Here is a 13,962-nt window from a genome sequence, read left to right on the forward strand (position 1 = left end):
TTAATCCAGTCCGAAGAAACGCAAACTATTGTTATAGCACTGGTTGGCCAATTCTTCCGCGGGTTGTTGCCGTAACTGCGCAACATAATCGGCAATATGGGGCAAGTATTGCGGTAAGTTTTTACTCGATTTAGGTTTGGGTCTCAGTGTTCGCGGTAACAGATAGGGACTGTCTGTCTCTAACAATAATCGATTGTTTGGGATGATAGTGACCGCTTCGGCAAGGGCTTGACCGCGTCGTTCATCACAGACCCAACCTGTCACCCCAAGATGCAGATCGAGTGCTAAATAGGCTTCTGCCTGTGCAATATCACCCGTAAAGCAATGTAATAGCGCCCCTTTGAGCTGTGGACGATATTCTTGCACCATGGCCAGAAATTCTTGGTGCGCATCACGTTCATGCATTAATACTGGCAGCTGCAACTCAACGGCTAATGCCAGTTGGGCGGCAAACGCTTGGCGTTGTTCCACTGGGGTTGAATAGTTGCGGTTAAAGTCCAAACCGCATTCACCAACCGCCACAACGGCATTGGCGGCGCATAACTCTCGCTGCCGCTCAACACTGTTAAGCTGCCAACTGCTTGCATGATGAGGATGCACACCTGCAGTACAGTAAAGCTGTTGTGGGTATTGCTGGCAGAGACTAATGCAACGTGCGCTTTCATCTAGTTCGCTACCGATCAGTATCAGTGGCGATACGCCCGCAGCAGCGGCGTCAACAATCACTTGCTCTGCGTGTGATTCTAGACTGCTACCTAACAGATTGACGGCGATATCTATGTAGCGACTCACTGTTCGCGTTGCACTCTTGTAGACTGATTACGTCCTTCCGCTCGCAGAAGGAATGACCCCAAAGCCGCTTTTTCAATGGTTACCTTATCGCCTGGACGCAAGCGATAACGTTGAGCTTGCAGTTGCCGCCAGATCTGGCCATTTTCAAAAGTAATAATTAAGGCACCGCGGGGCGATTTATTAATACTGGCAACTGTGAGCTTGATCTCGTCAGGTTCGTTGATGGCTTCTTTCGGCTTGGCGCCAAAACGATCAACGGCAGAACTGCTGGGCGAGGGTACAGATGAGGTAGCTGGTGTAGCTACCTCTATCTGAATGTTTGCGGTATTGATTGATGCGCTGAGTTCATCAAAGCAGGCGAGGCGTTGTGTATCATTGGTTATCTGAACACATTGCTGCAATGATTGTTCAACTGAGGCCATTGCTGGCAGCGTGAAACCTACTGATAACATAGCTAACCATAGGTGGCGCATCAAAAACGTCCCTTATCAATCAAATAATGTCGTTATCTTAATATGATGCGCAATAGGTTACTAGCGTTACTCGCGTTAGGGCTGCTCGGTTTCCTCAGTTTCATCCTCTTCATCTGCAGCGGGTCTGTAGAAACGCGCGGCTAACAAACCACCTTCAAATAGCAGCAACATAGGGACTGCTAACATGGTCTGTGATAACACATCAGGCGGGGTCAGTAACATACCGACTACAAAGGCACCCACCACAATATATGGACGTTTTGACTTCAAGTCTTCAGGTGTTGTAACTCCCGCCCAGCAAAGCAATACGACCGCGATGGGAATTTCAAAGGCTAAACCGAAAGCAAAGAACAATTTGAGAATGAAGTTTAGATAACTACTAATATCGGTGGCGACTTGCACGCCTTCAGGGGCAACGTTGGCAAAGAAGCCAAACACCACGGGAAAGACCACATAATACGCAAACACAATACCGAGATAGAACAGTAAGGTACTGCTCACTAACAGTGGAAAAACTAGACGCTTTTCATTCTTGTACAAACCGGGTGCCACGAAGGACCAGATTTGAAACAGCACGTAAGGAATCGCAATAAACAGCGACAACACGATGGTGAGCTTAAATGGCGCAAAGAACGGCGCTCCCACATCGGTGGCAATCATAGTGCCGCTTTCAGGCATCGCTTGCAGTAACGGCAAGGCGACGTAGTGATAAATATCTTTTGCCCAATACACTAGGCAAACAAATACCAGCAAAACACTGGCAATGGCTCTGAGCAAACGATTGCGCAGTTCCAGCAAATGACTGATTAACGGCTGCTGTTGCGACATGGATTACTCGCTTTTTTTATCTTTTTCAGAATCAGCGGTTGGAGCAGGAGTCACCGATATGCTGCCAGTTTCACTGTCGTCGTGAAACTTGGGCGGATTTTTAGAAAATGGTGATGAGTCAATCTCATAGGGACGATTAACTGCCTGCGCAGCTTCTTTGAGCTGATCGAGAGAATCTTTAAGTTCTGGCGACAGGTTGCCAAGGCCCTTTTGCTCAGCCTTTTTAAGATCGGCCTGCAACTCTTCAAGCTTAAGTTCTTGCTCAAGCTCGTCTTTAACCGAATTGGCCATTCGCTTCATAGCGCGGATCCAACCGGAAACCGTGCGCACTGCAATCGGTAGACGTTCGGGGCCGAGAACCACCAGCCCCAAAATCCCGATCAGCAGCAGCTCGGAAAAACCGATACCGTCGAACATATAGGATTACGCCTGTTCTTTTTCCTTGGACTCAGATTTAGGCTGCTCGTTGGTTTCAGCAGCGTTGTCTTTTGTTGCTGCAGTATCTTCAAGAGATTTTTTCTGCTCTTCTTCAGAAGACATAGCTTTCTTAAAGCCTTTGATTGCACCGCCCAGATCACCACCAATGCCGCGCAGTTTTTTCGTTCCGAATAATAGAACTACGATCAATGCGACGATAAGAAGTTGCCAAATACTGATACCACCCATGAAGGTTTCCTCTTGAATCAATTTTTCGGCTCTATTATGAACCGTTGATTAGTAAATAACGAATTAAAATTTTCGGATCTTTGGTCTGGATCGCCATCCGAGTAACCAGATTATCGCTCCAGCGCTCACGCAGGCATTTGCGCCCCAAAGTGTAACGTCCTGAGTGAATAATATCGTGCCACAGATCAACAAAACCGCAGATGTAATTAGCAGATAATTACTTGTATGCGACCGTTGTTGATGGCGCAGATATCTATCCAGCATCTGCTGTTGATTGCCCAGCAGATTGCGTCCAAGTTTGAGATTATCGTAGATCAGTTCTGGCAGCTCTGGCAGTTTGTCAGACCAATAAGGCAGCTGGGTTTTCGCTTTCGAAAACATTGCCTTAGGCCCAACTTGTTGCGCCATCCACTGTTCGAGAAACGGCTTAGCGGTTTTCCACAAATCCAATTGTGGGTAGAGCTGCCGTCCCAATCCTTCGATATAAAGCAGGGTTTTTTCCAGCAGCACTAACTGTGGCTGTACTATGATGTGAAAGCTGCGCGCGGTGCGAAACAACTCCAGTAGCACGTGGCCGAAGGAGATCTCGTTCAGCGGCTTGTTGAACATCGGCTCACACACCACTTTCACCGCTTGTTCAAACGCTTGCATATCGGTATCTGCTGATACCCAACCGGACTCAACATACAGTTGTGCAATACGGTGATAATCGCGATTGAAAAACGCTAAAAAGTTTTCCGCCAAATAACGGGTGTCGGTATCGCTCAGCGTGCCCATAATGCCGCAGTCGAGCCCAATGTAATGTGGGTCTTGTGGATTTTCGCGCGAGATAAAGATGTTGCCGGGATGCATATCGGCGTGGAAAAAATTATCGCGAAATACCTGAGTAAAAAACAGCTCAACGCCTTTCTCGGCCAGCCGTTGTAAATTAGTGCCTTGCGCTTTCAGTGCCGCAATATCGGATACCGGAATACCGTTAATACGTTCCATCACCATTAAGCGTGGATAGCATAAATCTTCATACACATAAGGCACATACAGCGCATTAGAATCGAGGAAGTTATTGCGTAAACGTACGGTATTTAGCGCTTCAAGCTTGAGGTTAAGTTCGCCCAGAATCGTGGTGCGGTAATCATCAACCACTTCGGCTGGGCGTAGGCGGTTGCCTTGTCCCAGCAGACTATCAAGCAGATGTGCGGTTTGGCTCATCAGTTGCAAATCCGCCAAAATCTGCTTTTCAACGTTCGGGCGCAGTACCTTAAGCACCACTTTTTTGCCGTTCGATTTTAGCGTGGCAGTATGCACTTGTGAGATAGATGCTGAGGCCAACGGCTTGTCATCAAAATCATCAAATAATGATTCAATTGGCGCTTTAAGCTCAGTTTCTATCGCTGTGCGCGCCAATGTCGAATCAAACGGTGGCACGCGATCTTGTAGCATCGCCAGTTCATAAGCCCATTCGTCGCTGAGCAAATCTCGGCGAGTCGACAGCATCTGACCAAATTTAATGTAAACCGGCCCCAGTTCCTGCATTGCCAGTTTGAGACGTTCGCCCCCCGCTTTTTGCTTATGTTTATTGCGCAGCCAAAATAGGCTACGACGCCATAAGCGAAAGTACCAAGGAGTCATCTTTTTCGGCAGTAACTCATCCAACCCGTAGTGCAGGAAAATAGCGACGACCTGATAGGCTCTTTTGATACTGCTGAGGAAACTCATGGAGTGGTGATGTCCTTCAATTTAGCGATACGTTGCTCAAGCGAAGTGACTTGAGTCACAAGCTCCTCAATTCTGTCGCACTGGCGAATAAATTCAAGCTTGTGCGGCGCAACTTGGTATTCCTCAGTGGCTAGTTGCCCAAGGTGTGACCAAGTTTTACTGGCGACGGTGCGCAACTCGCTGCCAGCGCGCGCCAGCCCCGTTGTTAGCCAGTGTGTTGGCGCATCACCAATGTAACGCGACAGCGGCTCAACCACATCTGGATTCAGCTGTTGCAAAAACTGGCTAAACTGTTGCAGCAAGGCCAAATCACCTTCAATACTGAGTTTATCTTGTTTGATCAACTCGGTCAGGTTTTGTCCTTCACGCAATTTTAGCAACTGCGTGGCATCCGCTTTAACGCGTACATCTACCGCAGCGCTGTAATCGCTTAGGATTTGGATTTCGTCGCTAAATACCCAATACATCGGCCATGACAACTCTGACAGCTCAAAGCAAAACACTTTGCCGAGCAGTGGCTTTAGTTTGTTGGGCTCAATGGTAGAGAGGCTCATCGCCTTAGCGAGTGCCGTTTCAATGGCGCCGCAGCACAGCAAACGCCATTGATGGACTGGAGTGAATTGCATCTTAGAACTTGTACCCACGGTGCAGTGCCACAACGCCATCGGTCATGTTGATGTAATCCACTTGCTCAAGGCCTGCGTTTTCCATCATGCCTTTCAGCGTTTCTTGATCGGGGTGCATACGAATAGATTCTGCCAGATACTCATAGCTGTCGGCATCGTGTGCGATCATCTTGCCGATCATTGGCAGCATCTTAAAGCTGTACAGGTCATAGGCTTTGTTCATGATGGCGTGTTTAGGCTTAGAAAATTCCAACACCAGCAATTTGCCACCTGGCTTCAATACACGTTGCATTGACTTCAATGCTGCATCTTTATCGGTCACGTTACGCAGCCCGAAAGCGATGGTGATAATGTCAAAGGTATTGTCGGGGAATGGCAGGTTTTCAGCGTTGGCTTGGACATAGTTAACATTATTCACAATGCCTTTATCGCGCAGTTTGCTACGACCAACTTTGAGCATGGAATCGTTAATATCGGCCAATATTACTTCACCTGTGTCGCCAACTAAGCGAGAGAATTTGGCGGTCAAGTCACCCGTACCACCGGCCAAATCCAATACTTTCATGCCTGGGCGAGCGCCGGCACACTCAATGGTAAAACGTTTCCAAAGACGATGAATACCAAAAGACAGTACATCATTCATGATGTCGTAACGTGTGGCTACCGAGTGGAAAACACCTGCGACCATATCCGCTTTCTTATCGGCTTCAACTGTTTTAAAACCAAAATGGGTGCTCTTGGATGAGTCTTCAGACATTCGTGTATTCCTATGACTGCTATAAATTGCGTGAAAGTGTATGCGCTAATACTGATGTACTAAAACCCTTTCGTTTCAGGGTGTGATCATCCCTTAAAAATTAGGCATATCGCTGATAATTTAGGTGGTGCATTAGACCACAAACCGTGCGTTGTGAATAGTGATCGGCTCAGAGTTTACCCCGACAAAAAAGCCGACACTTGAGGTCGGCTTTTACGGCGTTAATGCGGTTTATTCAATATCAAGCGGCTCTGGCGACAGGATAATGCCTGTATTGTCGGCGTAGATATGGTCGCCCGGTAAGAAGGTAACCCCGCCAAAGTTAACCGGAATGTCGACTTCACCCACCGCATTGGCATCAGCACCGACAGGGATAGACGCCAAGGCTTGAATGCCGATGTCGAGGTCTTCCAGTGCATCCACTTCGCGCACGCTACCGTAGATAACAATGCCTTCCCAGTTGTTTTTCACAGCCAGTTCAGCCACTTCTGCATCAACCAGTGCGCGACGTAATGAACCACCACCATCAACTAACAGTACTTTGCCTTCTCCGTCTTCTTGCAATACGTCAAGGATCAGACCGTTGTCTTCAAAACATTTGATCGTGCAAATCGCACCACCAAAGGAACTGCAGCCACCATAGTTACTGAACATGGGTTCTACTACATCAACAACATCCAGGTACATATCACACAGTTCGGAAGTGTTGTATTCCATTTTATTACTCCTGTTTTTTCAGCTCGGCCTTGTTGGACAAGGGTTAGCACAACATCGTCAGTATATAAGGGTTTCTTCAAAAGAAAAGTGTATTTAGTCACGCAAGTTATGAGATTTACACCTATTTCAATGCGCCCTTCCAGCAGTAACCCCCGTGATCTGCACTTCAGTTTACCGTGAAATTGCATGACCCGATCTACTGCGATCTGCTATTATATGCGCCTTAAAAATTCCTTTCTCTAATTTTGTTGCTGCTTTAGGGGCACGGATCCCCCACTTAGCTTATGGATGGCAGAGGGCCTTGCTGGTTTGAGGTACCTGAATATGGATACACTAAATACCGTGGAAATTGTAGGTTACGCTGCTTCATTGATGGTCGCTATCTCTCTGATGATGAAAGATATTATCTGGCTGCGCTGGATAAACTTTGTCGGCTGCGTGCTGTTTGTGGCTTACGGTATTTCGATTAATGCCATGCCCGTCGCAGTGATGAACGGCTTTGTCGCTATTGTTAATATCGTTCATCTGGTGCGCTTATATCGCAATAAATCTTCCGAGCCGGTAACCGCTTAATCATCAACTTTGTCATAAAACTGTCGAGCAACTGTCACTCTCACGTCATCGCGGTTAGCTAATTTAGCCCGCATACGATGCACAGGAGTGACCGCTATGCTGCTACGACTCGCAGAATGGGATCGCTTAGGCTTTTGCCAACTACTCTATTTGGGGCGTAAATATCGCTTACGTTCATTGGCGCTTGCTTGTTCAGCCTCAGGCAATGGGCCGCTTTATCTCTACATTGCTGTGTTGTTGCTACTGTTTTATGAACAAGGGCAGCACCTCTTCAACCTGTTGCTGGCCGCATTTTTAATTGAGCTGCCGTTTTACTTGTTACTGAAACATACCATTCGCCGAACGCGCCCTTGCCATACATTAGCGGCTGATATCGCCGTTGATTTTGAACCTTCTGATCGCTTTAGTTTGCCGTCCGGCCATACCGCCGCAGCTTTTGTATTTGCTACCGCGCTGGCGCTGGAGCTACCGATGTTGACCTTGCCATTATTACTGTGGGCGTCATTGGTGGCTTGCTCGCGCGTGGTGCTTGGCGTGCATTATCCCACCGATATCATCGCGGGCATGCTGCTCGGTAGTAGTGCCACCTTCTATGCTTCTTACTGCCTGCAAGGATAAAACATGCGCATTTTGTACGGTGTTCAAGGCACCGGAAATGGTCATTTAAGCCGCGCTCGCGTCATGGCGAAGGCCTTTGCCAACCATCAAGTGGAGGTTGACTATCTATTCTCTGGCCGTGCGGCCGCAGGCTACTTTGATATGGCACCTTTTGGTGAGTATCAAGTGCGGGCAGGGCTGTCGTTTGTCACCCGCAACGGCAAAATCAATGTGCCTGCTACGGTAGTCGATAACTCGTTATGGCGTTTATGGCGTGATATTCGGCAGCTAGATTTAAGCCAATACGATCTGGTACTCAATGACTTTGAACCGATCACAGCATGGGCAGCTAAGCGCCAAGGGGTTAAGTGCATCAGTATTAGCCACCAAGCGGCATTACGTTACCCTGTGCCTAAAGCTGGCAATAGTTGGTTTAATGATTGGTTGCTGGAAAACTTTGCCCCGGCCGATCTGGCGCTCGGTTGTCACTGGCACCATTTTGGTTACCCCATTTTGCCGCCGTTTGTTGAGGTGGATAGCCAAGCAAAGCGGCAGGCGCACATTATTTTAGTCTATTTGCCGTTTGAATCAGCCAGCGATATTGCCGCGTTACTCAGCCCACTGAGCGATTACCAATTTTTGGTATATCACGCCAGTGCTGCACCGCCTGAACTAGCAGACCACATTCATTGGCATGGCTTTAATCGCGAGGGATTTAAGCGGGATATGGGGTGTTGCAGTGGGGTTATTGGTAATGCGGGTTTTGAGCTAGCCAGCGAAGCGATGGCCTTAGGCAAAAAATTACTGGTTAAACCGTTACAGGGGCAGTTTGAACAGTTATCCAATGTAGCAGCATTGGCGTTACTGGCCGCAGCTGACCACATGTACACGCTTGACTCACAAGTGCTTAAACGGTGGCTTAAAGGCAATAATCCGCAACCCATTCACTATCCGGATGTAGGTGAAGTGTTAGTCCCTTGGCTGTTGGCGGGTGATTGGCATGACCCACAAAGCTTATGTCAAACATTGTGGCAGCAGGTGGTATTGCCCGATAGCTGGCGTTCTAAGCGGGATAATCGCGCGCTGGGCGAAGCCATTGTTGGCCCGCTCGCGCGCTGAGGGTAATGGCTTAGTTGTAGCTGATGTTCATCGCAATCAACGGCTCACGTGAACCTTTTTCAGCACGCAAGCGCGCTAAGTATTGCTCCCAGTAAGCTTGCTGATTTTCACAAAAGTCATGCAGCAGATCCCACGAGAACAAACCGCTATCGTGGCCATCATCAAATACGATTTTAACGGCGTAGTTGCCTACTGGTTCCATGGCACTGATATTCACATTGCGTTTGTGGGTCACCAACTTGGGGTTACCGTGGCCTTGTACTTCGGCAGAAGGGGAGTTAACCCGTAAAAACTCGCAGGTTAATTGGTGCACGCTACCATCGCCAAAGGTGATCTCTAACAAACGGGATTTACGCTTGAGCTTGAGATTGGTCACTGTGTGGCTGCTCATAAGATATTCCTTAACATCACTCACTTCGCGCTATGATCGCCTGAACCGCTGCAAAATAAAACCCCATATGTATCGCATTTTTACCATCTCATCCTTGTAACTAAATTTACACAGCTTGTTAATAAAAGTGACTGGTGATTAGATGTTAACATTGACATAATGCCTTGATGTGTCAGATTTTTGCTGCACTGACAAATTATTGACCACATGGGAATCGTTTCATGGCGGAACACATCTTTTTTTTCGGCGAGTGGCAGGTAAGCCCCGTCGCGAATACATTGCAACAGGGACGTAAAAAACGACAGCTCGAACCTAAAGCGATGGATGTGCTCAGCTACTTGTGTCAGCACGCAGGTGACGTCATTAGCAGCGATGAACTGCTAGAACACTGCTGGGCGGGCATTGATACGGGCGACAACCCACTGCATAAAACCATCGCTCAACTGCGGCGGGCGTTGGACGATAGCGCTACTGCGCCGATCTACATTGAAACCATCCGCAAACGTGGTTATCGCACGCTGGCCGAGGTGCGCTTTCCTGTTGGCTCTGAGCAAGCGGTGGCGACTACGCCCGCGTGGCAAGGCGAATCCCCTTTCCCAGGCTTGCGCGCCTTTAGCGCTGAAGATGCCGAGGTGTTTTTTGGCCGCAGTGAGCAGATCCAATTGCTGCTGGAACGCATCGGCCAACAAGTCAAATATGGGCGCGACTTCTGCTTAGTGCTGGGCCCGAGTGGTAGCGGTAAATCATCGCTAATCAACGCAGGCATTATGCCTAATCTCATGACCGCACAGGGCGCCTACGGCGTACAACTGCTGACGTATGCCACACTGGATATGGCGGATGTCAGTGGTGACAATCTATGGCTAGCGCTCGGTTCCGCCATGCTCGATTGGGAACTGGACGACATGCCAGTGCTCGCTGGCGAAAGCGCCGACACGCTCGCCAGCCAACTGCAGCAAGATGCCACAGCGGTACTGAACCGCTTGGCGGCTCACACACAAGCTCATCGCCACAATAACTGCCGTTTTGGGCTGTTTATTGATCGTCTCGAAGTATTGTTATCTTCACCAGCGTTTGATGAGCAACAGCGGCAACAATGGATTGACCTGCTGGAACAGCTGGCCACCTGCGGTGCGGTATTACTGCTCAGTGCCTGCCGTAACGAATTTTACCCACAGTTGGTGAGTTACCAGAGCCTGCGTGCTGGTAAAGGCCGTGGTGCCCACTTTGACTTAGCGCCGCCAAGCCGCCAAGAACTATTGCAGATGATCCGTCTGCCCGCCGTGGCTGCTGGGCTCAGTTGGCAAGTTGATGAAAGCACTGCTACCCCGTTGGATGAAATCCTCTGCAGTGAAGCGGCCAACTACCCCGACGCGCTGCCAATGCTGCAATATATGTTGCAGCAGCTGTACCTCAATCGCGCTGATGACGGCACCATGTTAGTGAGTGTTTACCACGAGTTAGGTGAGCTAGAAGGGGCCATTGGCGTCACCGCCGAAGAGGCTATCGCCAAACTCAGTGATAATCAACGCCAAGCACTGCCACGGGTGTTGTCCTTGCTAGTTACCTTGCGTGAAGATGAGCAGTCTGTCACCAGTCGTAGTGCGCTATGGCAACAACTGCAAAGCGACAGCGAACGCGCCTTGGTCGAAGCTATGGTCGAACGGCGGCTGTTTGTCTCACAACTGCATCAAGGTGAACCCAGCTTTCATATCGCCCATGAAGCGTTACTGCGCCGTTGGTCGCGTGCCAGCGAATGGATTGAACAACATAAAGAGATGCTAGCGCAGCAAGCGCGGTTGATACACAGCGCCAGCCGCTGGCAAAGCGAACAGCGAGCGAGTGCCTACTTGCTGCAAGAGGGTAAACCGCTACAAGATGCCAAGCAGCTTACTGATAATCCGCTGCTCATGCTGGATGACACCGAGCAGGCGTTTATTCAAGCTTCCCAGCAGCGCGCCAAACGCCGCAGTTGGCTACGTCGTGGCACTATCGCCACGCTCGCAGCACTGACGCTGATTTCGGTGTTGATGAGCGCCCGTAGTATTGATGCCGAACAGCAAGCTAACGCCCGCAGGCTCGATGCAGAAAACCTGCTGGGCTTTATGGTGGGTGATTTTGCCGACAAGCTGCGTAGCATTGGCCGTATGGACTTACTGGACGGTATCTCCAGCAAGGCGCTGGAATACTTTACCGCCAAAGGCAACATTCAGGACAAAACCTTGGGCTTTGAAGGCCGTTTTCAGCATGGGCAAACCTTGGAACTCATTGGCGAAGTGGCTTACTCCCGTGGCAAGAACGATGAAGCCAAAAATGCCTTGCTCGCGGCAGAGCAGGAGTTTTTGCCGCTATTAAAACAGCAGCCCAACAACCTCGAATTGCTGAAGTCCCTTGGCGCTAATGCGTTTTGGCAAGGGCAGATGGAGTATGATTCATCAGTTTGGTTACGAGCTGCTAAGCATTTTGGTGATTACTTATTTTTTAGTCAGAATATGGTTGATATAGAACCTAAAAATTATGATTCGTTAATGGAACTTTCATACGCGAATAGTAGTTTAGGATCTGTAGAAATGAAATTGCAGCGATATGATAAGGCCATAGAATTATTTGAAAAGGCATTATCTATTAAGGAAGATTTACTTGAAATCAATCCTCATGATGAACATTTATTAGCAGATATTGCTGATACTCGCTCTTGGGTCGCAAATGCTGATGATGCCGCTGGGAATAGCAAATTGTCCATAAAAACTCTTCATGAAAATATTGATATTTTATTGAGTATTAAAACTTCAAACAACGCTTATTTATTGGATATTTTATCCAATAATCAAAGGCTGCTAGCTAGATATTACAATTTTTTGAAGGATTATAATAAAAGTTATTCTTTATTCTTGGAGTCAATAAAAAATAAGAAGGAAGCGCTAAAGCAGGATCCTAATAATAAAATATGGGAAAGTGATATTGAAAGGATTCAGTTGGAGATATTTTCACTACCTATAAATAAAAATGTAGATTTATATGGAATTTTTGGTATTTATAATAAAGATTTGAGTGATTTTGATATTATGTTAGTAAATTTGGCAAAATCATATAAATCATTTTACGAAGGAAAGTATGAAGAATCTATTGCTTCATCTAAGAAAGCTGGAGAATATTTTGATGAGAGTAAGTTGTCAACAATAGATGATGATTATCTTTTTTATTGGATATCATCGAAGCTAATTTTAGCTCAATCGTTAAAAAATAATCTTAATGAAGATGAATATAAAAATATTATCGATATAGTTTTTAATGTTTTGAAGGATAAGGTATCCAATGATAGTTCAATATCCAAGATATTGCCGTTTGTTCAAACTTGTTATTTACTTAATCGTTATGCCGAGTGTAATAAACAAATAAAGATTCTTAAAAAGTCAGGTGTTAAAGAAACTGTATTCAATCACTACATGTAAGGATGAAAAAATGATCACTGAACAAAATACAATTATAGAACTTAGTATTTCTGCTGATTCTGAAAATGAACCTGTTTTTAGTTACTCTATTAATGGTGCTGAATGCACTGGTAATGTCATAATGAAAGAAGGTGGGACTATTACTTATCAAATAGTTGAAGTAGCTTCAGTCTTTGGTGAATTAAAGTTCATAGGCGCTGGTTTTGTTACTCCATTTGATGGGGTTGTGGATGAGGTTGCTATTTCTAATGATGGAAAGGAAATTTATCTAAGCGATTTAGACCACTCTGTAGGTACAACAAGTTTCCGTCTAATCTTAAGTAATAGTATTAACTCTCTCTCACTAATTAGCCCAGATCCACAGGTGATTAATCGTCCAAAATAATTCGAGAGAGAATAATTGAGACAGCCACGAATTGTGTTTGTTGGTTGTTCCTTTTGTTTGGATTTTCGAGAGAATAATTGGGACAGCCACGAATTGTGTTTGTTGGTTGTTCCTTTTGTTTGGATTTTCGCGAAAAATATAAGGACAGACATCATTTTTGTAGGCTATTTCTTTAGTTCGTTCTTTTGTTGTTAAACCGCTTTTAGGTGAGAAATAAAGCTGTTTAGCGTCGTTCTGTTGGTATGACGGCGATCAAATCGGTGTAATCGCATGATTTGGGGTATACGAAGTGGGTGAAACGCCACGCTAGTTTCACTGGTTACTGATGAAAAGCCGGTTTATCTGTTTGTGTTACTGATACAGCTCACTGCTGTATTGCTTGCCACGGCACCATCTACCGCCTTGGCGGCTTTTAAATTCGCACATTGCCGCCCAACTACCACAAGCGCGGGCATATTGTTTGCTAAACTCCATGGCACTTTGCATCCATGCATCGGTCGCAATGCCTAATGTTAGTAGTAGCTTAGGTGCTGATGTTGCAATAGCTCCACGCTTATCTCGCCGAATGGCACGTCCCGTCCAGTCAATCAATTCAAGGTAGTCAGCAAAATGGAAAGGAATACCGTTTTGCGTGTCTGCATGGGTTGCGCCATCAAAAGGCAGTAAAGGTTTTAATGTGGTAGTGGCGTTTTGTTGTTTGTTTTTTCGCGATGGAGCGGAGATTTCATCTGGCGCTACGGGTTGATTTTGCTGCTCTTTCAAGCGTGCTTGTATGGAGGTGAAATCTGAGTCGGTAATGCTGTCGGCAATGCCTGCGCGAATCGGATTTAAATCGACATACATCATGCAGGTTAACAGCGCTTGTTCATC

At 47.0% G+C, this 13,962-nt stretch carries 15 protein-coding genes and 1 pseudogene; 5 read left to right on the top strand and 11 right to left on the bottom strand.

Annotation, left to right across the window (positions count from 1 at the left end; genetic code table 11):
* From ACN0TT_RS17365 to rraA, 9 genes are all read right to left on the bottom strand, one after another.
* Positions 1–792: a TatD family hydrolase gene (locus ACN0TT_RS17365; RefSeq protein ID WP_417763405.1), complete on the bottom strand. Its 792-nt coding sequence runs from the start codon at positions 790–792 to the stop codon at positions 1–3.
* Complete coding sequence (locus ACN0TT_RS17370; protein ID WP_417763406.1) at positions 789–1,265, bottom strand: hypothetical protein; 477 nt, start codon at positions 1,263–1,265, stop codon at positions 789–791. Before ACN0TT_RS17370 ends, ACN0TT_RS17365 begins: the two co-directional genes overlap by 4 nt.
* 75 nt (positions 1,266–1,340) lie before the next feature.
* Positions 1,341–2,093, bottom strand: coding sequence for a twin-arginine translocase subunit TatC (gene tatC, locus ACN0TT_RS17375; RefSeq protein ID WP_417763407.1), 753 nt, complete (start codon positions 2,091–2,093; stop codon positions 1,341–1,343).
* Positions 2,094–2,096: 3 nt separating this feature from the next.
* The gene (tatB, locus tag ACN0TT_RS17380) at positions 2,097–2,510 is read right to left on the bottom strand and encodes a Sec-independent protein translocase protein TatB (protein WP_417763408.1); all 414 of its coding nucleotides are present in this window, start codon (positions 2,508–2,510) and stop codon (positions 2,097–2,099) included.
* A 6-nt stretch (positions 2,511–2,516) separates the two neighbouring features.
* Entirely contained in the window at positions 2,517–2,759 is a 243-nt protein-coding gene (tatA, locus tag ACN0TT_RS17385; RefSeq protein WP_417763409.1) for a Sec-independent protein translocase subunit TatA, read from the bottom strand.
* 63 nt (positions 2,760–2,822) lie between these two features.
* The gene (ubiB, locus tag ACN0TT_RS17390) at positions 2,823–4,475 is read right to left on the bottom strand and encodes a ubiquinone biosynthesis regulatory protein kinase UbiB (RefSeq protein WP_417763410.1); all 1,653 of its coding nucleotides are present in this window, start codon (positions 4,473–4,475) and stop codon (positions 2,823–2,825) included.
* A complete protein-coding gene (locus tag ACN0TT_RS17395; RefSeq protein ID WP_417763411.1) occupies positions 4,472–5,101 on the bottom strand; it encodes a ubiquinone biosynthesis accessory factor UbiJ in 630 nt (209 codons plus the stop codon). Before ACN0TT_RS17395 ends, ubiB begins: the two co-directional genes overlap by 4 nt.
* 1 nt (position 5,102) lies before the next feature.
* Positions 5,103–5,858, bottom strand: a complete 756-nt coding sequence (gene ubiE, locus ACN0TT_RS17400; protein WP_417763412.1) for a bifunctional demethylmenaquinone methyltransferase/2-methoxy-6-polyprenyl-1,4-benzoquinol methylase UbiE — start codon at positions 5,856–5,858, stop codon at positions 5,103–5,105.
* Between the two features lie 231 nt (positions 5,859–6,089).
* The gene (rraA, locus tag ACN0TT_RS17405; protein WP_417763413.1) at positions 6,090–6,575 is read right to left on the bottom strand and encodes a ribonuclease E activity regulator RraA; all 486 of its coding nucleotides are present in this window, start codon (positions 6,573–6,575) and stop codon (positions 6,090–6,092) included.
* A 324-nt stretch (positions 6,576–6,899) separates the two neighbouring features.
* On the opposite strand from rraA, the gene ACN0TT_RS17410 reads away from it, so the two are divergent.
* The 3 genes from ACN0TT_RS17410 (at position 6,900) to ACN0TT_RS17420 (ending at position 8,864) form a co-directional block, all read left to right on the top strand.
* Positions 6,900–7,148 carry a YgjV family protein gene (locus ACN0TT_RS17410; RefSeq protein WP_417763414.1) on the top strand — a complete coding sequence of 83 codons (249 nt, stop codon included), beginning with the start codon at positions 6,900–6,902 and terminating at the stop codon, positions 7,146–7,148.
* A 96-nt stretch (positions 7,149–7,244) separates the two neighbouring features.
* Positions 7,245–7,766: a phosphatase PAP2 family protein gene (locus ACN0TT_RS17415; protein ID WP_417763415.1), complete on the top strand. Its 522-nt coding sequence runs from the start codon at positions 7,245–7,247 to the stop codon at positions 7,764–7,766.
* Positions 7,767–7,769: 3 nt separating this feature from the next.
* Positions 7,770–8,864 (top strand): MJ1255/VC2487 family glycosyltransferase, encoded by a 1,095-nt coding sequence (locus tag ACN0TT_RS17420; RefSeq protein ID WP_417763416.1) that lies wholly within the window; start codon positions 7,770–7,772, stop codon positions 8,862–8,864.
* Between the two features lie 10 nt (positions 8,865–8,874).
* On the opposite strand, the gene ACN0TT_RS17425 is transcribed toward ACN0TT_RS17420, so the two are convergent.
* Positions 8,875–9,255 (bottom strand): gamma-butyrobetaine hydroxylase-like domain-containing protein, encoded by a 381-nt coding sequence (locus ACN0TT_RS17425; protein WP_417763417.1) that lies wholly within the window; start codon positions 9,253–9,255, stop codon positions 8,875–8,877.
* Positions 9,256–9,476: 221 nt separating this feature from the next.
* On the opposite strand from ACN0TT_RS17425, the gene ACN0TT_RS17430 reads away from it, so the two are divergent.
* Together ACN0TT_RS17430 and ACN0TT_RS17435 are read left to right on the top strand one after the other, a co-directional pair.
* Positions 9,477–12,707: a winged helix-turn-helix domain-containing protein gene (locus ACN0TT_RS17430; RefSeq protein ID WP_417763418.1), complete on the top strand. Its 3,231-nt coding sequence runs from the start codon at positions 9,477–9,479 to the stop codon at positions 12,705–12,707.
* Between the two features lie 10 nt (positions 12,708–12,717).
* Positions 12,718–13,092 (top strand): DP-EP family protein, encoded by a 375-nt coding sequence (locus tag ACN0TT_RS17435; RefSeq protein WP_417763419.1) that lies wholly within the window; start codon positions 12,718–12,720, stop codon positions 13,090–13,092.
* Positions 13,093–13,443: 351 nt separating this feature from the next.
* Here ACN0TT_RS17435 and ACN0TT_RS17440 read toward each other — a convergent pair.
* Positions 13,444–13,962 (bottom strand): annotated as a pseudogene (locus tag ACN0TT_RS17440) (alpha-amylase family glycosyl hydrolase); the annotation flags it as partial.

This window comes from Shewanella sp. (assembly GCF_048265805.1).
GTDB lineage: Bacteria > Pseudomonadota > Gammaproteobacteria > Enterobacterales > Shewanellaceae > Shewanella.

Bases quoted from the DNA above. Each gene is read 5' to 3' on its own strand.
- ubiE (WP_417763412.1), bottom strand. From the start codon at position 5,858: ATGTCTGAAGACTCATCCAAGAGCACCCATTTTGGTTTTAAAACAGTT.
- ACN0TT_RS17415 (WP_417763415.1), top strand. From the start codon at position 7,245: ATGCTGCTACGACTCGCAGAATGGGATCGCTTAGGCTTTTGCCAACTA.
- tatC (WP_417763407.1), bottom strand. From the start codon at position 2,093: ATGTCGCAACAGCAGCCGTTAATCAGTCATTTGCTGGAACTGCGCAAT.
- tatB (WP_417763408.1), bottom strand. From the start codon at position 2,510: ATGTTCGACGGTATCGGTTTTTCCGAGCTGCTGCTGATCGGGATTTTG.
- ACN0TT_RS17430 (WP_417763418.1), top strand. From the start codon at position 9,477: ATGGCGGAACACATCTTTTTTTTCGGCGAGTGGCAGGTAAGCCCCGTC.
- rraA (WP_417763413.1), bottom strand. From the start codon at position 6,575: ATGGAATACAACACTTCCGAACTGTGTGATATGTACCTGGATGTTGTT.
- ACN0TT_RS17395 (WP_417763411.1), bottom strand. From the start codon at position 5,101: ATGCAATTCACTCCAGTCCATCAATGGCGTTTGCTGTGCTGCGGCGCC.
- tatA (WP_417763409.1), bottom strand. From the start codon at position 2,759: ATGGGTGGTATCAGTATTTGGCAACTTCTTATCGTCGCATTGATCGTA.
- ACN0TT_RS17410 (WP_417763414.1), top strand. From the start codon at position 6,900: ATGGATACACTAAATACCGTGGAAATTGTAGGTTACGCTGCTTCATTG.
- ACN0TT_RS17420 (WP_417763416.1), top strand. From the start codon at position 7,770: ATGCGCATTTTGTACGGTGTTCAAGGCACCGGAAATGGTCATTTAAGC.
- ACN0TT_RS17435 (WP_417763419.1), top strand. From the start codon at position 12,718: ATGATCACTGAACAAAATACAATTATAGAACTTAGTATTTCTGCTGAT.
- ACN0TT_RS17425 (WP_417763417.1), bottom strand. From the start codon at position 9,255: ATGAGCAGCCACACAGTGACCAATCTCAAGCTCAAGCGTAAATCCCGT.
- ubiB (WP_417763410.1), bottom strand. From the start codon at position 4,475: ATGAGTTTCCTCAGCAGTATCAAAAGAGCCTATCAGGTCGTCGCTATT.
- ACN0TT_RS17370 (WP_417763406.1), bottom strand. From the start codon at position 1,265: ATGCGCCACCTATGGTTAGCTATGTTATCAGTAGGTTTCACGCTGCCA.